The organism is Pseudomonas sp. NFX224, from assembly GCF_048565165.1.
In the GTDB taxonomy this organism is placed as follows: domain Bacteria; phylum Pseudomonadota; class Gammaproteobacteria; order Pseudomonadales; family Pseudomonadaceae; genus Aquipseudomonas.
Genome location: NZ_CP183416.1, coordinates 2,455,068 through 2,472,660, shown reverse-complemented (window position 1 = coordinate 2,472,660; position 17,593 = coordinate 2,455,068). Strand labels below are relative to the sequence as shown.

General features: G+C 60.3%; 15 protein-coding genes and 1 riboswitch. Of the genes, 9 read left to right on the top strand and 6 right to left on the bottom strand.

Annotation, left to right across the window (positions count from 1 at the left end; all coding sequences use genetic code 11):
• The first annotated feature begins 3 nt into the window (after positions 1-3).
• A complete protein-coding gene (locus ACNYC6_RS11095; RefSeq protein ID WP_419712336.1) occupies positions 4-1,098 on the top strand; it encodes a glycosyltransferase family 4 protein in 1,095 nt (364 codons plus the stop codon).
• On the opposite strand, the gene ACNYC6_RS11090 is transcribed toward ACNYC6_RS11095, so the two are convergent.
• Positions 1,093-1,698 (bottom strand): toluene tolerance protein, encoded by a 606-nt coding sequence (locus ACNYC6_RS11090; protein WP_419712944.1) that lies wholly within the window; start codon positions 1,696-1,698, stop codon positions 1,093-1,095. The two genes, ACNYC6_RS11095 and ACNYC6_RS11090, sit on opposite strands and share 6 nt — an antisense overlap.
• Before the next feature lie 108 nt (positions 1,699-1,806).
• Here ACNYC6_RS11090 and ACNYC6_RS11085 point away from each other — a divergent pair, with 108 nt between their 5' ends.
• The 5 genes from ACNYC6_RS11085 to hldE all read left to right on the top strand — a co-directional run bounded on the left by ACNYC6_RS11085 (position 1,807) and on the right by hldE (position 7,820).
• Positions 1,807-2,979 (top strand): O-antigen ligase family protein, encoded by a 1,173-nt coding sequence (locus tag ACNYC6_RS11085; RefSeq protein ID WP_419712335.1) that lies wholly within the window; start codon positions 1,807-1,809, stop codon positions 2,977-2,979.
• Between the two features lie 15 nt (positions 2,980-2,994).
• On the top strand, positions 2,995-4,800 hold the full coding sequence (gene msbA, locus ACNYC6_RS11080; RefSeq protein ID WP_419712334.1) for a lipid A export permease/ATP-binding protein MsbA: 1,806 nt from the start codon (positions 2,995-2,997) through the stop codon (positions 4,798-4,800).
• A 190-nt stretch (positions 4,801-4,990) separates the two neighbouring features.
• Entirely contained in the window at positions 4,991-5,695 is a 705-nt protein-coding gene (locus ACNYC6_RS11075) for a sulfotransferase family 2 domain-containing protein (protein ID WP_419712333.1), read from the top strand.
• The gene (gene cysC / locus ACNYC6_RS11070; protein WP_419712332.1) at positions 5,688-6,293 is read left to right on the top strand and encodes an adenylyl-sulfate kinase; all 606 of its coding nucleotides are present in this window, start codon (positions 5,688-5,690) and stop codon (positions 6,291-6,293) included. The genes ACNYC6_RS11075 and cysC overlap by 8 nt, the downstream gene beginning before the upstream one ends.
• A 102-nt stretch (positions 6,294-6,395) precedes the next feature.
• Positions 6,396-7,820, top strand: coding sequence for a bifunctional D-glycero-beta-D-manno-heptose-7-phosphate kinase/D-glycero-beta-D-manno-heptose 1-phosphate adenylyltransferase HldE (gene hldE, locus ACNYC6_RS11065; protein WP_419712331.1), 1,425 nt, complete (start codon positions 6,396-6,398; stop codon positions 7,818-7,820).
• 45 nt (positions 7,821-7,865) lie between these two features.
• Here hldE and ACNYC6_RS11060 read toward each other — a convergent pair whose 3' ends face one another.
• From ACNYC6_RS11060 to ACNYC6_RS11045, 4 genes are all read right to left on the bottom strand, one after another.
• Positions 7,866-8,834 carry a metal ABC transporter ATPase gene (locus ACNYC6_RS11060; RefSeq protein WP_419712330.1) on the bottom strand — a complete coding sequence of 323 codons (969 nt, stop codon included), beginning with the start codon at positions 8,832-8,834 and terminating at the stop codon, positions 7,866-7,868.
• Between the two features lie 33 nt (positions 8,835-8,867).
• On the bottom strand, positions 8,868-9,680 hold the full coding sequence (locus ACNYC6_RS11055; RefSeq protein ID WP_419712329.1) for an aldo/keto reductase: 813 nt from the start codon (positions 9,678-9,680) through the stop codon (positions 8,868-8,870).
• The gene (locus tag ACNYC6_RS11050; RefSeq protein WP_419712328.1) at positions 9,677-10,852 is read right to left on the bottom strand and encodes an NAD(P)/FAD-dependent oxidoreductase; all 1,176 of its coding nucleotides are present in this window, start codon (positions 10,850-10,852) and stop codon (positions 9,677-9,679) included. Before ACNYC6_RS11050 ends, ACNYC6_RS11055 begins: the two co-directional genes overlap by 4 nt.
• 133 nt (positions 10,853-10,985) lie before the next feature.
• The gene (locus tag ACNYC6_RS11045) at positions 10,986-11,318 is read right to left on the bottom strand and encodes a DMT family transporter (protein ID WP_015093202.1); all 333 of its coding nucleotides are present in this window, start codon (positions 11,316-11,318) and stop codon (positions 10,986-10,988) included.
• A gap of 103 nt (positions 11,319-11,421) precedes the next feature.
• Here ACNYC6_RS11045 and ACNYC6_RS11040 point away from each other — a divergent pair, with 103 nt between their 5' ends.
• Both ACNYC6_RS11040 and waaA read left to right on the top strand, forming a co-directional pair.
• A complete protein-coding gene (locus ACNYC6_RS11040; RefSeq protein WP_419712327.1) occupies positions 11,422-12,324 on the top strand; it encodes a LysR family transcriptional regulator in 903 nt (300 codons plus the stop codon).
• 11 nt (positions 12,325-12,335) lie between these two features.
• Positions 12,336-13,613 (top strand): lipid IV(A) 3-deoxy-D-manno-octulosonic acid transferase, encoded by a 1,278-nt coding sequence (gene waaA, locus ACNYC6_RS11035; RefSeq protein ID WP_419712326.1) that lies wholly within the window; start codon positions 12,336-12,338, stop codon positions 13,611-13,613.
• A gap of 64 nt (positions 13,614-13,677) precedes the next feature.
• Here waaA and ACNYC6_RS11030 read toward each other — a convergent pair whose 3' ends face one another.
• Positions 13,678-15,117: a TolC family outer membrane protein gene (locus ACNYC6_RS11030; RefSeq protein ID WP_419712325.1), complete on the bottom strand. Its 1,440-nt coding sequence runs from the start codon at positions 15,115-15,117 to the stop codon at positions 13,678-13,680.
• A 205-nt stretch (positions 15,118-15,322) separates the two neighbouring features.
• A riboswitch (TPP riboswitch) is annotated at positions 15,323-15,428 on the top strand.
• Between the two features lie 150 nt (positions 15,429-15,578).
• Between ACNYC6_RS11030 and thiC the strand changes: the two genes are divergently transcribed.
• On the top strand, positions 15,579-17,468 hold the full coding sequence (thiC, locus tag ACNYC6_RS11025) for a phosphomethylpyrimidine synthase ThiC (protein ID WP_338584399.1): 1,890 nt from the start codon (positions 15,579-15,581) through the stop codon (positions 17,466-17,468).
• The last annotated feature ends 125 nt before the right edge of the window (positions 17,469-17,593 follow it).

Sequence of the window (17,593 nt, the reverse complement as noted above, 5' to 3'; positions counted from 1 at the left end):
GCTATGGGCATTCTTAACGTCATGTGGGCCAGCGGTGCTCCGTTTGCTTCGACTCATAAGGTTCACCAACAGATATTGTCTCAGGCTCCGTCCAGCGTACCGATTGAAACCTGGCTGCTTCAGGGGCATGCGTCCGACAGCGGGGTAGAAGTCGGTGAGGTACGGGAGTGGGAGTTGTCCTCTGCCCGGTTGAAGGGGCGACATTTCTGGCGACTGACCAGGCCGTGGATGCGCCACAGGTTTCAGCGTGCCCTCCAGGAAAGCGATGTACACGTACTGTTGCTCGATGGTCTGGGCGTGGCACGTGCATTGTTGCCGGTGCTCGAGGCATTGCCGCATCTGCGCGCAGTGGTGGTTTTTCACGGCTCGACGCGGGTTCACGCGACAGATCGGGCGCTCTTTAAGCGCTTTGCGGCCTCCCGGCTGACGGTGGTCGCGGTGTCGCAAACCCTCGCCACTTCGTTGAGCCAGGACCTGCAAGTGCCGGTCATGACGCTGCGCAGCGCCTTCGACCCTGTGGCCTTCCGTTCGGCGCTGCTGCCGCGCGAGCAGGCGCGCGCGCGTTTGGGGCTGCCTGTGGATAACACACCGGTGCTGGGTGCCGTCGGACGGCTGGTCGTGGGAAAAGGTTTTGGTTGCCTGCTCGATGCCTTTGCGGCGGCATTGCATGAACGACCGGATCTGCGACTGGTGATTGTTGGAGAGGGTACGACACGTGCCGAGCTGGAAGCGCGAATCGATGCGCTAGGGGTGCGCGACAGGGTGTTGCTGCCAGGCCACGTCAACGACGTGGCGCAACTCTATTGTGCATTCGACTGGGTCGCGATGCCCTCACTGAGCGAAGGCCTGGGACTCATCATGCAGGAAGCGGTGATGGCGGGCGTTCCGGTAATCGCCAGCGAACTGGACGTGTTCCGTGAGCAACTGGGCGATGCCGGCTGGTACGCCCCGGTCGAGGATGTGAGTGCCTGGCGCGACGCCATTGTGCGAGCGTTCAGCGTCTCTGCCCAGACGATCGCCGCCGATCAGTACCAGGCACTTGCCCCGGATCAAGCCTGGCTGAGCTTCAGCCAGACTTCCCGGGTGTTGCTTTCATGACGGCAGCAATGCCTGTTCGAGTGCTTGCATCGGAAAGCTGTCGTTCAGGTTCTCGCGTGCAATATAGCGCGCGAAGTGCTGCAGGTTTCGCTTGATCAAATGGCGGGGCAACGGCGCCCGTAGAAAGCGCATGTCCGCTACATCAATGAGGCCCATGCGGTTATCGGGTGTGACCACGATGTTGCCCAGATGCAGTGACCGGAAGTAGATCCCTGACTTATGAAGACTTTGTATCAGTCCGACCAGGTCTGGCAGGGCCTGCGGCCACGTGAAGCCTTCCTTGCTGGCGATCTGGCGCAGGGTCTCTCCTGGCAGAGGCTGGTAAAGCACTGCTGTCATGCCCGGGGTTTGCAGTCGGTAGTACTGCAGGACCTGCAAGGTCGGCACACCGAGCTTTTGCAGTTCGATGGCATTGTCTATGAAGCGTTTCGAGTAGGGACGAAACAGCGCGGATGAAAAAATACGCTTGCGGCGGAACAGTTTCAGAATATTCCCATTCTGCAACAGGTAGACTTTCGGCCCAAAGCTGTCGGCTTCCAGTACTCTGGCGCCTTCAATCATCTGATTTAGAGCGGCTTGCGAAAGCCGGGAACATTGCATCGTAGAAGCCTTGTTGGAATACGGGGTGTCGTGGCGGGCAATGATGCCGAAAAGTTTCAGCTTTAACCATGCCGGGTGGGGTGGGTGATTTTTCTCAGGGGTAATTTGATGCAAGAAAAACGCTGGGCGCAAGTATGGATGACAATAGGTCTTTTGTGGTTTTTGTTGGCCATCGCCGTTGCGCCTACGAACAAGATTTACCAGCAAGGACTGGTCGCATTGGTCTGGTTGCCAGCGGTATTGTTTTCCTGGGCAGCACGTGCCCGGCTCCGGGAATTGTTCCATGCGCAACGCTGGGTCTACCTGCCGATGCTCGGGCTTCTGGTCTGGTCACTGATCAGTCTTGCCTGGACGAACACACCGGATGTCGCTCGCGAGGCGAAGCGATTGCTCTATATCGTGGTGTTCCTGTTGTTCTTTCCGATATTTGCCAATGGGCGGCCTGAGCGTGTGATCCGCATCATGCAATGGGGAGGCCTGGGGTTGGCAGCGACGGCGCTGGTAGCGATCGTCAGGTTTTATGGCGTTGAGGGAAACGACTGGACTGCGCGACTTCAAGGGTTGGGTGAGTTGTCTCATCCGATTCTGGGGGGCTATGTCATTGGGTTGGCAGCGGTCTGGCTGGCTTTCTGGCCTCCGAACAACCGCAGGCTGCAATGGGTCTGGGCGGTTGCTCTGGGCCTGCTTTCCGCATTTGTGCTACTTAGCCAGAGCCGCGGTGCCGGATTGGCATTGTTTTTCACGATACTTGCCATGCCCGTGTGGAGCGGTGACCGACGCAGTCGCACCATCGCAGCGGTAGCATTGATCGTGGCAGTGCTGGCGGTCTGGTTTTTCGAATCCTTCGTTGTGGCGCGCGGTGTGTCTTATCGTCCGCAGATCCTGATGGCCAGTTTGCAGATGATCGGTGAGCATCCATGGCTTGGCTTGGGGCTCGGCGGCGATTACCGCGTGTTCGCTTCAGATCTGTACTTTGATCATACGCACAACTTGTTTACCCATGTGACCATCGAATTGGGGCTGCCAGGGCTGCTGTTATGGTGTTCGATCTGGCTTGCGGTGTTGTACGAGGCCTGGAAAGCCCGGGAGACGCTTTATGCCAAGGGAATCATTGGCATCTGGCTGTTCTCGACGCTGGCGATGCAGTTCGACGCTGCCAGCCTGTCCGGGACACCGAGACCCGAATGGTTTATAAGCTGGTTGCCCGTAGGTCTGGCCAGTCTTTTGGTGTGGGCGCGGGTCAATTCCGACGCCTGTGATAAAATTTCGCGTTCTACCTAATCAGTGAGCTCTACGATGACTGACGCACCGCCCAAAGCGGGACAGGATTCCAGCCTGAAAATCTACCTTCGGCTGTTGGGTTACGTGAAACCCTACGTGGGTCTCTTCCTGCTGAGTATCGTGGGTTTCGTGATCTTTGCGTCCACGCAGCCGATGCTGGCCGGGATTCTCAAGTATTTCGTCGATGGCCTGAGCAATCCTGAAGCGGTGCTGTTCCCTACCGTTCCTTATCTGAAGGATCTGCAACTGCTGATGGCCGTGCCGTTGCTGATCATCCTGATCGCGGCGTGGCAAGGCCTGGGTTCGTTTCTCGGTAACTACTATCTGGCGAAAGTATCGTTGGGGCTGGTGCATGACCTGCGCGTCGAGTTGTTCAACAAGCTGCTGGTGCTGCCTAACCGCTATTTCGACACCCATAATTCCGGGCATCTGATCTCGCGCATCACGTTCAACGTGACGATGGTGACCGGTGCGGCCACGGATGCCATCAAGGTGGTGATCCGCGAAGGCCTGACCGTGGTCTTCCTGTTTGCCTATTTGCTGTGGATGAACTGGAAGCTGACCCTGGTGATGCTGGCCATCCTGCCACTGATTGCACTGATGGTGGGCAATACCAGCAAGAAATTTCGCAAGCAAAGCAAGAAGATCCAGGTGGCGATGGGCGACGTGACGCACGTGGCTTCCGAGACCATTCAGGGCTATCGCGTGGTACGCAGCTTCGGTGGCGAAAGCTACGAAGAGCAGCGCTTTGCCGCCGCCAGCCAGGGCAACACCGACAAGCAATTGCGCATGACCAAGACCGGTGCGGTCTATACGCCCATGCTGCAACTGGTGATCTACACCGCCATGGCCGTGTTGATGTTCCTGGTGCTGTTCCTGCGCGGTGACGCCACCGCGGGTGATCTGGTGGCCTACATCACCGCTGCGGGTCTGTTACCGAAGCCGATCCGGCAGCTTTCGGAAGTCAGTTCGACCATCCAGAAAGGCGTTGCCGGTGCCGAAAGCATTTTCGAGCAACTGGACGTCGAGCCTGAAGTCGATAACGGCACGGTCGAGCGTGATCGCGTCAATGGCCACCTGCAAGTGCGCAACCTCAGCTTCACGTATCCGGGAACTGACCGTGAAGTATTGAAGAACATCAATTTCTCGGCAGCGCCGGGGCAGATGATTGCCTTGGTTGGCCGCTCGGGCAGCGGCAAGTCGACCCTGGCCAGCCTGATTCCGCGTTTCTATCATCACGATGTTGGCGAAATCCTGCTCGATGATATCGAGATCGAAGACTATCGCCTGCGCAACCTGCGTCGGCACGTGGCGCAGGTCACGCAGCATGTCACCCTGTTCAACGACACCATCGCCAACAACATCGCTTACGGTGACCTGGCCGGCGCACCCCGTGCCGACATCGAGAAGGCCGCCACGGATGCGTTCGCAATGGACTTCATTTCGCAGATGCCCGAAGGCCTCGATACTCAGGTCGGTGAAAATGGCGTGCTGCTGTCCGGTGGCCAGCGTCAGCGTCTGGCAATCGCCCGGGCACTGTTGAAAAACGCGCCGCTGCTGATCCTCGACGAGGCGACCTCGGCACTCGACACCGAATCCGAACGCCATATTCAGGCGGCGCTGGATCAGGTCATGAAAGGTCGTACCACGTTGGTCATCGCTCACCGCTTGTCGACCATCGAGAAGGCTGACCTGATCCTGGTGATGGATCAGGGCCAGATTGTCGAGCGAGGTACCCACGCGCAGCTGCTGGCGCAAAACGGCTACTACTCGCGCCTGCATGCGATGGGCCTGGACACGCCGGCCGAAGACATCGCCTGACCCTGACAGCAACAGGGCGAGCCCGACTCGCCCTGTTGCCGGCCCGACGTGCAATGCGTGCAGTGGCTTGTATCCATATCGATACGCTTCTTGACCAAACCGGGATAAATCTCGGCAACGCGCTTGTTAAGGTTCCGCAACGAACTTTGACTTCAATCCAAAGGATCATCCCTTTCGCGCGGGTGCTGCTGTGTTGCAACGTTATCTCTGGAAGTTGTTGCCTAAATCGCAACGATGCTTTTTGCTGGATCGACTATCGGTCGTGGATCGTCAGGTGGTGAGCAAGTCACTGTCGGGCAACCTGCGTTATCCGCGACGCTTCGCGCAGAGCTCCTGTCTGTTCATCCACGTACCCAAATGTGCCGGAAGCAGTGTCTGTGTCGCGCTGTTCGATGGCTGGACGCCGGGGCACCTGCCCTTGTACTGGTACGAGCAGCAATTTCCCGAGAAGTATGCCAACAGCTTCAAGTTTGCCTTTGTTCGCGACCCGCTGGAGAGAGCGTACTCGGCCTACGCCTATCTTCGGGGCAATGCGCTGAGCCCGCGCGATCATCCTGCGCAAAAGCTCGTCAGCCAATACCGCGACTTCGACGATTTTGTTGCCCGCTGGCTACACCCCGAGACCGTTCAGCGGCAACTGCATTTCGCCCCGCAGACCGACTTCCTCGTCGACTCTCTGGGGCACCTGGCACTGGATTTCATCGGCTATCAGGAACATCTGGAGCGGGATTTTCATCTGGTTTGCGAGCAACTGGGACATCAAACATCATTACCCCACGTCAACAGTTCGCAGCAGCGGCGCTCTTTGCCTGCCCGGGATTTTTGCTCGACGCGTACCCGTCGCCTGGTTCGTCGGGCCTATCAGCGCGACTACGAGATGCTCGGCTATGAATAGCGTTTTGTCGAAACCGGCTCTGACCATCACGCCCTATGCGTTATCGCTGTCGAGCGCCGCGCGTGCCGCGCTCAAGTCGCAACGGCCGCGTTGCCTTTGGCTGACGGGGTTGTCCGGCGCGGGCAAGTCGACCCTGGCCAATGCCCTGGAGCTGCAACTCAACCAACAAGGGCTGCATACGTTCGTGCTCGATGGCGACAACCTGCGTGCCGGGCTTTGCCGTGATCTGGGAATGGGCACCGCGTGCCGTCGAGAAAACATCCGGCGCATGGCGGAAGTGGCGCGCCTGATGGTCGATGCAGGGCTGGTTGTGATTGTCGCGGCGATCTCGCCGTTCCGGGCCGAGCGTGAGGCGGCGCGTCAGCTGTTCGCCGAGGGTGACTTCGTTGAGGTGTATGTGAGCACCCCGCTCGCGGTTTGCGCACACCGCGACCCCAAGGGCTTGTACCTGGCGGCCCGGGAAGGACGGATCAAGGATTTCACGGGCATTGATAGTCCGTACGAAGCACCGTTGGCTGCAGAGTGCGAAATTGATACCCAGACGCAGGATATTGCACAAGCCTGCGAGCGCTTATCGGTTTTTCTGCTCAAAAACTGAACAGAAAACCCCGTCGAATCATCCCGTTGCAGCCGTCGCACAAGCCGATGCCTACCCTGTGTTAATATCGCGCCCCTGTTCATTTTGTATGTGGGTTGCTCCATGAAGTTGTCCATGCCGCGATTCGATCAAGCCCCTGTCTTGGTGGTCGGCGATGTCATGCTCGACCGTTACTGGCATGGTGGTACCTCACGGATTTCTCCTGAGGCGCCAGTACCGGTAGTCAAGGTCGAACACATCGAGGACCGTCCCGGCGGTGCCGCCAACGTTGCGTTGAACATTGCCGCCCTCGGCGCTCCGGCCTCGCTGGTCGGTGTGACCGGCGACGATGAAGCCGCCGACAGCCTGGTCAATAGCCTCAAGGGTGCAGGCGTGCGGGCGTTGTTCCAGCGCATTGCGCACCAGCCGACCATCGTCAAGCTGCGGGTCATGAGTCGTCACCAGCAATTGCTGCGTATCGACTTCGAAGAACCGTTTGCCACGGATTCACTGGCGCTGGCGGTGCAGGTCGACGAATTGCTCGAAGGCATCAAGGTGCTGGTGCTGTCCGACTACGGCAAAGGTGCGCTGAAGAATCACCAGGTGCTGATCCAGGCCGCTCGTGCCCGTGGCATTCCGGTACTGGCCGACCCCAAAGGCAAGGATTTTTCGATCTACCGCGGTGCGAGCCTGATTACGCCGAACCTCAGCGAATTCGAAACCATCGTCGGCGGTTGCGCCGATGAGCACGAGCTGGTGAGCAAGGGCGCGCAGTTGATGCACGACCTGGACCTCGGCGCCTTGCTGGTCACTCGTGGCGAACACGGCATGACCCTGTTGCGCCCGGATCATCCGGCGCTGCACCTACCGGCCCGCGCCCGTGAAGTGTTCGACGTGACCGGTGCCGGCGATACGGTGATTTCCACCCTGGCGGCGGCGATCGCTGCTGGCGAGGAACTGCCGCATGCAGTGGGCTTGGCCAACCTGGCGGCGGGCATCGTGGTCGGCAAACTCGGTACGGCGGCCATCAGCGCGCCGGAGTTGCGTCGCGCCATCCAGCGTGAAGAAGGTTCCGAGCGCGGCGTACTGGGTCTCGAACAACTGCTGCTGGCAGTCGACGATGCTCGTGCGCACAACGAGAAGATCGTCTTCACCAATGGCTGCTTCGACATCCTGCACGCCGGCCACGTGACGTACCTTGAACAGGCGCGGGCGCAGGGCGATCGCCTGATCGTTGCAGTCAACGACGACGCATCGGTGAGCCGCCTGAAAGGGCCGGGTCGTCCGATCAACAGCGTCGACCGGCGCATGGCTGTGCTCGCAGGCCTGGGCGCTGTGGACTGGGTGATCAGCTTCCCTGAAGGCACGCCGGAGAACCTGCTGCGCGAGGTCAAACCGGATGTGTTGGTCAAGGGCGGTGACTACGGGATCGATCAAGTGGTCGGCGCGGACATCGTGACCGCTTACGGCGGCACCGTGAAAGTGCTGGGGCTGGTTGAAAACAGTTCCACGACCGCGATTGTCGAGAAAATCCGCAAGTCCGAGTGATAACAAAAAAGATCGCAGCTCTCCACAAGCTGCGATCTTTTGCGTTTAAGAGCTGACCTTTTTACTTGGCACGATCTTCTTCAGCAGTTGCTTCGCCTTCCCGCGTAACAGCGCCAACCCCGAATTCTTCCCCGGTGGGTTCAAGCCCTGCTGGCGCACCCAATCCTTCCAGCGAATCCGCTCATCCCTCACCAGCCAGCCTTCCTGTCGGGAAAAGCTTTCCGCCAGGTACAAACCACGCGTGCTTGCCGGATACAGTTGATCCTTTTTCAAGGTATAGAGCTCGGCCGTGGGGTGGCCGTCCTGCAAGGGCATCAGGTACAGATCGGGACGCTTGCGGTCGAGGCGGGCCACCAATTGGTCGCCTTCCAGTCGCTCGTCGACATGGAACAGGCTCAGGGGTTTGGCTTCCTTGGGCACGTCCAGTCGCAGATCGTAGATCAACTGCAACGACGCGGTCGGCAAGTGCACATAGGCCCGAGGGCGCTCGATCAACGGCAGATTGGCGCAACGCACCGGTCGTGCCGAGCCCGACAGTGGCGTCAGGCGAAACGGCAGGGCTTCGCGGTAATGCAGGGCAGACGAGTAGGGCGCCGGCAGCCAGGTGTCGTTGAAGCGCCCGCCAAGCCAGCCTTCTGGGGTTTCCAGCAGGCATTCCTCGGCAATTTCCTGGATCGCCGTATGCAGCGGCAGGTTCAGTTCATGGGCCGGTACATATCCGGAAATCAACTTGAGTACCACATCGCCACGGTCCTGGCGGCGTTGGCGTACCAACACCCAGTAATCGCGATTCTGCCAATGCAGGGTCAGGCGCACCGAAACCCCGAGGTTGGCCAGTTCAAGGGAAAACCGCTCGCTATCGGCGACGGTTACCGGGCGGCGACGTTGCAGGATCTGGGAGAAATTCAGCGGTCTCCCGACGCTCTGATAACTCAGGCCTTCGGGAGTCGCTTCGACGAATAACGGCAGGGTCTTGAAGTTGCTCGGGTTCTTTCTTATGAGCGTACGCGGCATGTCGGCTCCTGCTTAAGGCCGCGTGGGGCGGCATCAGTTGCTACGTAGGACTTGGGCAACGGTCGCGACGTTATGGGCGAGGTGCAGCGGATTGATGGTCCCGACAATAGCACTGGCAACCCCCGGATGTTCAAACAACAACTCGAAACTGGCGCGCACCGGATCCACTCCCGGACTCAGGCACACATGTCCGCTGGCGAGGGCTTTTTTGACCAGAATGGCTTTGCCGTGAGCAGCAGCATAGTCAATGACCGGCTTCTCGGTTTGTTCGTTCAGATTGTAGGTGACCATCGCGCAATCACCTTGCTCCAGCGCCATCAAACCGCCTTCGACGGTTTTGCCGGAAAAGCCGAAGCCGCGAATCTTGCCCTCAGCCTTGAGCTCGGCGAGGGTCGCATAGACTTCGCAGTCGTTGAGAATCGCCAGATCGTTGCCATCGGAGTGCACCAGCACCAGATCGATGAAATCCGTTTCCAGCCGTTGCAGGCTGCGTTCTACCGAGAACCGGGTATGCGCAGCGCTGAAATCGTGACGGGACTGACCGTCGGCAAACTCTTCGCCGACCTTGCTGACAATCACCCAATCCTGACGCTGACCACGGAGCAACGGGCCGAGGCGCTCTTCGCTGCGACCGTAGGCCGGAGCGGTGTCGATCAGGTTGATGCCCAGATCGCGCGTGAGTTTGAGCAGCATCCGCGTTTCATTGTCGTCCGGGATCTGGAAGCCATTGGGGTATTTCACCCCTTGATCGCGGCCGAGTTTTACCGTGCCCAGCCCCAGCGGCGAGACCAGCAGGCCGGTGCTGCCCAAGGGGCGATGCAGGTCGTGCAGGGTCGGTTGGCTCATGGCAACAGTTGCTCCCACGCCGGGACACCCATGGGCGGTTTTGGTAGCGGCGGCAGCGCCGGCACCGGACCCGGTTTAATGTCGTCGCGGGCCAGGCTGGCGATCACGCGGTCGGCAAAGTCCGGGGCCAGTGCCAGTTTGGTTGGCCAGCCCACCAGCAGTCGACCTTCCTCGGCGAGGAACGCATTGTCGGGGCGAGTCAGCCCCGATTGCAGCGGTTCGGCACGATCCACCCGCAAGGTGGCCCATCGCACGGTGCTCAGGTCGATCCAGGGCAACAACTGGCCGAGTTCTTTTTGTGCGGTGGCGATCTGTTCGGCGGGCTCACGGGCCACACCTTCGCTTTCGGCGATGTCGCCGCCCATGTACCAGACCCACTGCCCATCGGCCGCCGGGTGCGTGGTCACGGTGATGCGCGGTTTAGTGCCGCCGCCCAGGCAGTGGGCGTACAGCGGTTTGAGGCTCGGGCCTTTGGCGATGATCATGTGCAGCGGACGGCGTTGCATGGCGGGCTGGGTCAGGCCCAGCGCTTCGAGCAGCGCAGCCGTGCCGGCGCCAGCACTCAAGACGATGCGTTGCGCGCGGATCTCGTGCTCGTCGACTTTCAGGCCGACCAGCAGGCCGCCCTCAAGCAACGGCTCGATGTGCTGGCCGGCGAGCAGGCCGTCACCTGCCAGATCGGCCAGGCGCTGGACCAGGCTTGGCACGTCGATCACCAATTCGGCCAAGCGATAGACCTTGCCCTTGAAGCGTTTGTCTTGCAGGGCGGGCGGCAGTTGATCGCCTTTGACCTGGTCGACACGGCCGCGCACGGCTTTGCTGGCGAAGAAACTGGTGAGGTTGCCGGCGATTGTGCCGGGTGACCAAAGATAATGGGCTTCGGACAGAAGGCGCACACCGGACAGGTCCAGCTCGCCGTCACCGGCCAGGGCTTCACGCCAGCGGCGCGGCATGTCGGCGATGGCCTCCGAAGCACCGGTCAGGGCGCCATGCAGCGCGTACTTGGCGCCGCCGTGGATGATGCCTTGGGACTTCATGCTCTGCCCGCCACCGAGGCTGGCGCTTTCCACCAGCACGGTCGAAAAACCCTGGCGGCGCAGGCGCGCGTTCAGCCAGAGGCCGGCGACACCAGCGCCGACAATCAGAACGTCGGTGGAAATAACGGATGGCATGCGGCGACCTCAGTGTTCAAGACGAGGGCGCAGTATACAGAGCTCGGCGAGGAATAAAGATCGCAGCCTGCGGCAGCGCCTACAGACGGATACGGTTCGCCTTTGCAGGCGCTGCCGCCGGCTGCGATCTTTTTCAATGCCCCGCGGTTTTGGAGAAGAGTTGAATGACGACAACGCCCAATACAATCAACGCCATCCCCAGCATCGCTGGCACATCCAGTTTCTGCCCGTAGATAAACAGCGCGGCGACGCTGACCATCACGATGCCCATGCCAGCCCACACCGCATACGCCACGCCCACCGGCACGCTGCGCACCACCAGGGTCAGCATCCAGAAGGCAATGCCATAGCCGACGATGACCAGTACCAGCGGCAACGGGGTGCTGAAGCCTTTGACCGCTTTCATCGAAACAGTGGCAATCACTTCGGCGCAGATGGCTATGGCCAGGTAGTAGTAAGCGGTCATGGTTCAATCCTCGTGTGAAGTGTTGCTCTCTAAGGTCGGCATTCTAGAGATTCTCCAGATGCGGTAAAGTCATTACCTATCTGTTTGGAAGATGGGTTGAGCCATGAGCATGCAATGGAATCTGGAGCAGTTGCGCTTGTTTGTCAGCGTGGCGGAGCAACGTTCGTTTTCCGCCGTGGCGCGCGACCAGCGCAAGGCGCAATCGGCGGTCAGCAGTTCGATTGCATTGCTGGAGGAGGACCTGGGCGTGAGCCTGTTCGATCGCAGCAGCGGCCGTCAGCCGAAGCTCACTGAAGCCGGTACTGCGTTACTGGATGAGGCGCGTGAAGTGCTGCGCCAATGTGAGCGTCTGAATGGCCGGGCACTGGCGATGATGCGCGGGCAAGAGGCGCGCCTGCGGCTGGCTCAGGACGAGGCGATGCCGTATTCGCCGGTCATCGAAAGTTTTGAGGCACTGGCCGAAAAATTTCCCAGTCTTGAAGTGCAATTGACCAGCGCCGCTCAAGGCGAAGTCGCACGCAAGCTGGTGGAACGTCGCGCCGATCTGGGCTTGCTGTTCTTTCACGATCAAATCCCCGAAGCGCTGGAACGGCGGGTGCTGGGTAGCGTGGAAATGGTCACCGTCTGCGGCATCGATCATCCGTTGGCGAAGCAGGCGCAGGTCGATTGCCAGCAACTGGCGCAGCACCGCCAATTGCTGATGTCGACCCAGTCCAGCGTTTACCCCGGCAGCGAGCCGGCCAGCCCGCAAGTCTGGCGCGCCGACAGTTTCTACGTGATGGCCGAATGGCTGGTGCGCGGACTCGGTTGGGCATGGTTGCCGCGCCATGTGGTGCAGTACCCGACCTATCACGGCCAGATGGTTGAGCTAAGCAGCGAATGGACTCCGCCGGCGCTCGTGGTTGAGTTGGTCTGGCGCCGTGATGAGCCGCTCGGCCCGGCTGCCCGCTGGCTCGCCGAACGTTTTGCCGTGCACTTGCAGGCGATCGGCGAGAAAAGCCGATAAACTCCGCCGCCATGAATAGAACTCTCTACACCGCGCTGTTTTATCTGGGGCTGCCATTGGTGGCGATTCGGCTGTGGCTGCGCTCGCGCAAGGCGCCGGCGTATGCCAAGCGCATTGGCGAGCGTTTCTCCTATGGGATGCCGGTGATGAAACCGGGGGGCATCTGGGTGCACGCGGTGTCGGTGGGCGAGAGCATTGCCGCCGCGCCGATGATTCGCGCCTTGTTGCAGCGTTATCCAGACCTGCCGATTACCGTGACCTGCATGACCCCGACTGGCTCGGAGCGCATCCACGCGCTGTTCGCCAATGTGCCGCGTATCCAGCACTGCTATTTGCCCTATGACTTGCCTTGTGCGGCAAAGCGCTTTCTTGATCGGGTCCGGCCAAAACTGGCAGTGATCATGGAGACCGAACTCTGGCCCAACCATATCCATCAATGCGCCAAGCGGGGGATTCCCGTGGCGTTGGCCAATGCGCGATTGTCCGAGCGTTCGGCCAAGGGTTATGGCCGCTTCGGCAAGCTGACCGGGCCGATGCTCGCCGAGATGAGTCTGTTCGCGGTCCAGACTGAAGCCGAAGCCCAGCGCTTCCGTAACCTGGGTGCGCGTGCTGAAACCGTAGAGGTGACCGGTTCGATCAAGTTCGACCTGACCATCGACCCGCAACTGTTGCAGCGTGCCAGCGAATTGCGCCGGCAATGGCAGGCGCAGGAGCGCCCGGTCTGGATCGCCGCCAGTACCCACGACGGCGAAGATGAAGTGGTGCTGGCGGCGCATCGTCAGTTGCTGGCCGGCCATCCTGATGCATTGCTGATTCTGGTGCCGCGTCATCCAGAGCGTTTCAATTCGGTGTTTGGGTTGTGCCAGCAGCAAGGGTTCGCCACGGTCCGGCGCTCCAGCGGCGAGCCGGTCACCGCCGCCACGTCCGTGTTGCTGGGCGACACCATGGGTGAACTGCTGTTTCTTTATGCCTTGGCCGACAGCGCTTTTGTCGGCGGCAGCCTGGTGCCGAACGGCGGTCATAACTTGCTGGAGCCAGCGGCGCTCGCCAAACCGGTTTTGAGCGGCCCGCACCTGTTCAACTTCCTCGAGATCGCCGCGCAATTGCGCAGTGCCGGGGCGTTGCAGGAAGTGGAGGATGCCGAAGGGTTGGCGCTGGCGGTGCAGCGTTTGTTCGAGCTGCCGCGAGATGCGCAGCGCATGGCCGAGGCGGGATTGAAGGTGATGCGCACCAATCAGGGCGCGTTGCAGCGGTTGCTGGATGGGTTGGGGCGGTTGATCGAGCGTTAGTTAGCCTTGTTTTAACGAAAAAGATCGCAGCCTTCGGCCGCTCCAGGCTGCGATCTTTTTGTTTTTACTGACCCGGCCGTGCCTTCAACTGTTCAGCCGCAGCCTTGGCCAGATCCGGCGGCAGGAAGTCCTTGTCCGGGTTGTAGTCGGCCTTGAGCCAGCGGGCCAGATCCTGCAAGTCTCCCGGATTCAACGTACCGGCCTGTTGCTTGAGGCGCAGGTTGTCGAGGATGTAGTCGTAGCGGGTGTTGTTGTAGTCACGCACCGAGGTGTACAACTGGCGCTGTGCATCCAGCACGTCGACGATATTTCGCGTACCCACCTGATAGCCGATTTCAGTCGCTTCCACCGCACTCTGGTTGGAGATGATCGACTGCTTGCGCGCCTGTACCTGCTCGACGTCGGTGTTCACCGCGCGGTGCAGGTCGCGGGTGTTTTCGACGATCTGCCGGCGCAGGGATTCGCGTTGCTGCTCGGTCTGGTCCAGTTGCGAGTACGACTGACGCACCTGGGAGTTGATCAGGCCGCCGCTGTAGATCGGAATGTTCAGTTGCAGACCGATCGAGGATTGTTCGACGTCACCTTTGTACGGCTGGCCAAAGGCGTTCGGGTTGCTGAAACCCAGTGCATCGTTGTCGCCTTTTTCGTATCGGGCCACTGCATCGACGGTCGGGGCATGGCCGGCCTTGCGCTGTTTGATCGTTTGCTCGGCGGCGCTGACGGCGTAGTTGCTGGCCAACAGATTGAGGTTTTGCCTGGCCGCCGTCTCGACCCAGGCCTTGGCATCGTTCGGTGCTGGCGGCAGGATCGGCAAGTTATGGGAAATGCCCCAAATGGCGTTGTACCGACGGTTGGTCAGGGTCACCAACGCTTCGAAGGCATCATCCACCTGGCGCTGCGCGACGATCCGGTTGGCGCGCGCGGTGTCGTAGCTGGCCTGTGAGTTCAAGACGTCGGTCTTGTCTGAAAGACCGACATCGAAGCGCTCGTTGGACTGGTCCAGCTGACGCTTGAACGCGGCTTCTTCGGCTTTGGTCGAGGCCAGGTTGTCCTGGCTGCGCAGCACGTTGAAATAGCTGTCGGCGGTTTGCAGGATCAGGTTTTGCTCGGTCGCCGAAAGTTGCAGGGCGGCCTGTTCGTTGACGTCCTTGGCGGCCTGGAACTGGAACCAGCGATCGGCACGGAACAGTGGCTGCGCCAGGGTGGCCTGGTAGGAATGCGCATTGCGGTTGGCAGTGGCCGACGGCTGATCGATCGAGGTGCGAACGCTGGTGACATCCGCGCCACCCGACAGATTGGGCAGCAGCCCGGCGCGGGCCTGCGGTACGACTTCTTTCTGGGCGCCATACTGCGCGATGGCGGCTGCGAGGTCGGCGTTGTTGTCCACCGCTTCCTGATACACGCTGACCAGATCGTTTTTGGTCGACATGGGCGCTTCTGCTGCCCAGGCCATTGTGGTGGACGCACAAGACACGGCAACAGCCAGTGAAAGTTTGCGCAGCATGAGGCGATCCCTAGCATTAATATTATGAAAATAATTCTGGCGCCAAGGTACGGCGCGGCCCCTACAGCGTCAAGGCGCAGCTTGGCGTAGCGAGTGTAGTTGCGCATTCGGGCGGCAACAATCCTGCCGTTCCCGGCAATTGCGCCATTCATCATGGTGTTTGCAGCGGGGTTGGCGTTCTTTGCCAGTTGTGTCTAGACTGGCCGGGTTCTTGTCGGGGTGCCTTGCTATGAGGCTGAGATCGAATAATTTCGGATCCCGTTGAACCTGATCAGGTTAGCGCCTGCGTAGGGAACAAGATTTCTCGTCACCCGGCGAGTCCTCTTGTGCTTCGTCCGGGAAATTGTTCGACAATCGAACGCTCTCCGTGTGACGACGCACAGCACCAGTCCTGGTGTGTCCGTGCCTTTCAGGTTCTGCTCCGACAATCCACTGCCTGGATGCTGTCTGGAGAGCCCGTGATGACCATAAAAGCAAAAAACGCGATCAACCTCAGTGAGTCGGCCAAGGTCGATGAACAGTCGGTTCAACCATTTACCCGTTCGCAAAAAATCTACGTACAGGGCTCTCGCCCGGACATCCGCGTGCCAATGCGGGAAATCAGCCTGGACGTGACCCCGACCGACTTCGGCGGCGAAATCAATGCGCCGGTGACGGTCTACGACACCTCGGGTCCGTACACCGATCCGAACGTAGTGATCGACGTGCGTAAAGGCCTGGGCGATGTGCGTTCGGCGTGGATCGACGACCGTGGTGACACCGAGCGCCTGAGCGGTCTGAGCTCGAACTTCGGTCAGGAACGCCTTGCCGACGCGGAGCTGACCAAGCTGCGTTTTGCCCACGTGAACAACCCGCGCCGCGCCAAGGCCGGGGCCAACGTCAGCCAGATGCACTACGCGCGCAAAGGCATCATCACTGCCGAGATGGAATACGTTGCCATCCGCGAAAACATGAAGCTGCAAGAGGCCCGCGCTGCCGGCCTGTTGAAGCAGCAGCACGCCGGTCACAGTTTCGGCGCGAGCATCCCGAAAGAAATCACCCCTGAATTCGTCCGCGAAGAAATCGCTCGCGGCCGCGCGATCATTCCGGCCAACATCAACCACACCGAACTGGAACCGATGATCATCGGCCGTAACTTCCTGGTGAAGATCAACGGCAACATCGGCAACAGCGCCCTGGGTTCGTCCATCGAAGAAGAAGTGGCGAAACTGACCTGGGGCATTCGCTGGGGTTCGGACACGGTGATGGACCTGTCCACCGGTAAACACATTCACGAAACCCGCGAATGGATCATCCGCAACTCGCCGGTGCCGATCGGTACGGTGCCGATCTACCAGGCGCTGGAGAAGGTCAACGGCGTGGCCGAGGACCTGACGTGGGAGCTGTTTCGCGACACGTTGATCGAGCAGGCCGAGCAGGGCGTCGACTACTTCACCATCCACGCCGGCGTGCTGTTGCGCTACGTGCCAATGACCGCCAAACGCGTGACCGGCATCGTCTCCCGTGGCGGTTCGATCATGGCCAAGTGGTGCCTGGCGCACCACAAAGAGAACTTCCTCTACACCCATTTCGACGAAATCTGCGAAATCATGAAGGCCTACGACGTCAGCTTCTCGCTGGGCGATGGCTTGCGTCCAGGCTCGATCGCCGATGCCAACGACGAAGCGCAGTTCGGCGAACTGGAAACCCTCGGCGAACTGACCAAGATCGCCTGGAAACACGATGTGCAGTGCATGATCGAAGGCCCGGGCCACGTGCCGATGCAGTTGATCAAAGAGAACATGGACAAGCAGCTGGAGTGCTGCGACGAGGCGCCGTTCTACACCCTCGGTCCGCTGACCACCGACATCGCGCCGGGGTACGACCACATCACCTCCGGCATCGGTGCGGCGATGATCGGCTGGTTCGGTTGCGCCATGCTCTGCTACGTGACGCCGAAGGAGCACTTGGGCTTGCCGAACAAGGATGACGTGAAGACCGGGATCATCACCTACAAGATCGCCGCGCACGCCGCCGATCTGGCGAAGGGGCATCCGGGCGCGCAGATCCGCGACAATGCCTTGAGCAAGGCGCGCTTCGAATTCCGTTGGGAAGACCAGTTCAACCTGGGCCTTGATCCGGACACCGCTCGTTCGTATCACGATGAGACGTTGCCGAAGGATTCGGCCAAGGTCGCGCATTTCTGCTCCATGTGCGGGCCGAAATTCTGCTCGATGAAAATCACCCAGGAAGTCCGCGAGTACGCGGCCAACCAACGGATCGAAGCGGTCGACGTGGATGTCGCCCAAGGCATGGCCGAACAGGCCGAGCGCTTCAAGAAGGAAGGCAGTCAGCTGTACCAGAAAGTTTGATCTGATCTGAATGGGTGGGGCCTGAAAGGGCCTCATCGCCAGCAGGCTGGCTCCCACAGGGGATTTGCAGTGCTCGCAAGTTCTATGTGGGAGCCAGCCTGTTGGCGATAGCGATCAACACAACA

Excerpts from the sequence above, each read along its gene's own strand:
- ACNYC6_RS11095 (WP_419712336.1), top strand. The coding sequence starts at position 4 with ATGGGCATTCTTAACGTCATGTGGGCCAGCGGTGCTCCGTTTGCTTCG.
- ACNYC6_RS11090 (WP_419712944.1), bottom strand. The coding sequence starts at position 1,698 with ATGCAATGTTCCCGGCTTTCGCAAGCCGCTCTAAATCAGATGATTGAA.
- ACNYC6_RS11085 (WP_419712335.1), top strand. The coding sequence starts at position 1,807 with ATGCAAGAAAAACGCTGGGCGCAAGTATGGATGACAATAGGTCTTTTG.
- msbA (WP_419712334.1), top strand. The coding sequence starts at position 2,995 with ATGACTGACGCACCGCCCAAAGCGGGACAGGATTCCAGCCTGAAAATC.
- cysC (WP_419712332.1), top strand. The coding sequence starts at position 5,688 with ATGAATAGCGTTTTGTCGAAACCGGCTCTGACCATCACGCCCTATGCG.
- hldE (WP_419712331.1), top strand. The coding sequence starts at position 6,396 with ATGAAGTTGTCCATGCCGCGATTCGATCAAGCCCCTGTCTTGGTGGTC.
- ACNYC6_RS11060 (WP_419712330.1), bottom strand. The coding sequence starts at position 8,834 with ATGCCGCGTACGCTCATAAGAAAGAACCCGAGCAACTTCAAGACCCTG.
- ACNYC6_RS11055 (WP_419712329.1), bottom strand. The coding sequence starts at position 9,680 with ATGAGCCAACCGACCCTGCACGACCTGCATCGCCCCTTGGGCAGCACC.
- ACNYC6_RS11050 (WP_419712328.1), bottom strand. The coding sequence starts at position 10,852 with ATGCCATCCGTTATTTCCACCGACGTTCTGATTGTCGGCGCTGGTGTC.
- ACNYC6_RS11045 (WP_015093202.1), bottom strand. The coding sequence starts at position 11,318 with ATGACCGCTTACTACTACCTGGCCATAGCCATCTGCGCCGAAGTGATT.
- ACNYC6_RS11040 (WP_419712327.1), top strand. The coding sequence starts at position 11,422 with ATGAGCATGCAATGGAATCTGGAGCAGTTGCGCTTGTTTGTCAGCGTG.
- waaA (WP_419712326.1), top strand. The coding sequence starts at position 12,336 with ATGAATAGAACTCTCTACACCGCGCTGTTTTATCTGGGGCTGCCATTG.
- ACNYC6_RS11030 (WP_419712325.1), bottom strand. The coding sequence starts at position 15,117 with ATGCTGCGCAAACTTTCACTGGCTGTTGCCGTGTCTTGTGCGTCCACC.
- thiC (WP_338584399.1), top strand. The coding sequence starts at position 15,579 with ATGACCATAAAAGCAAAAAACGCGATCAACCTCAGTGAGTCGGCCAAG.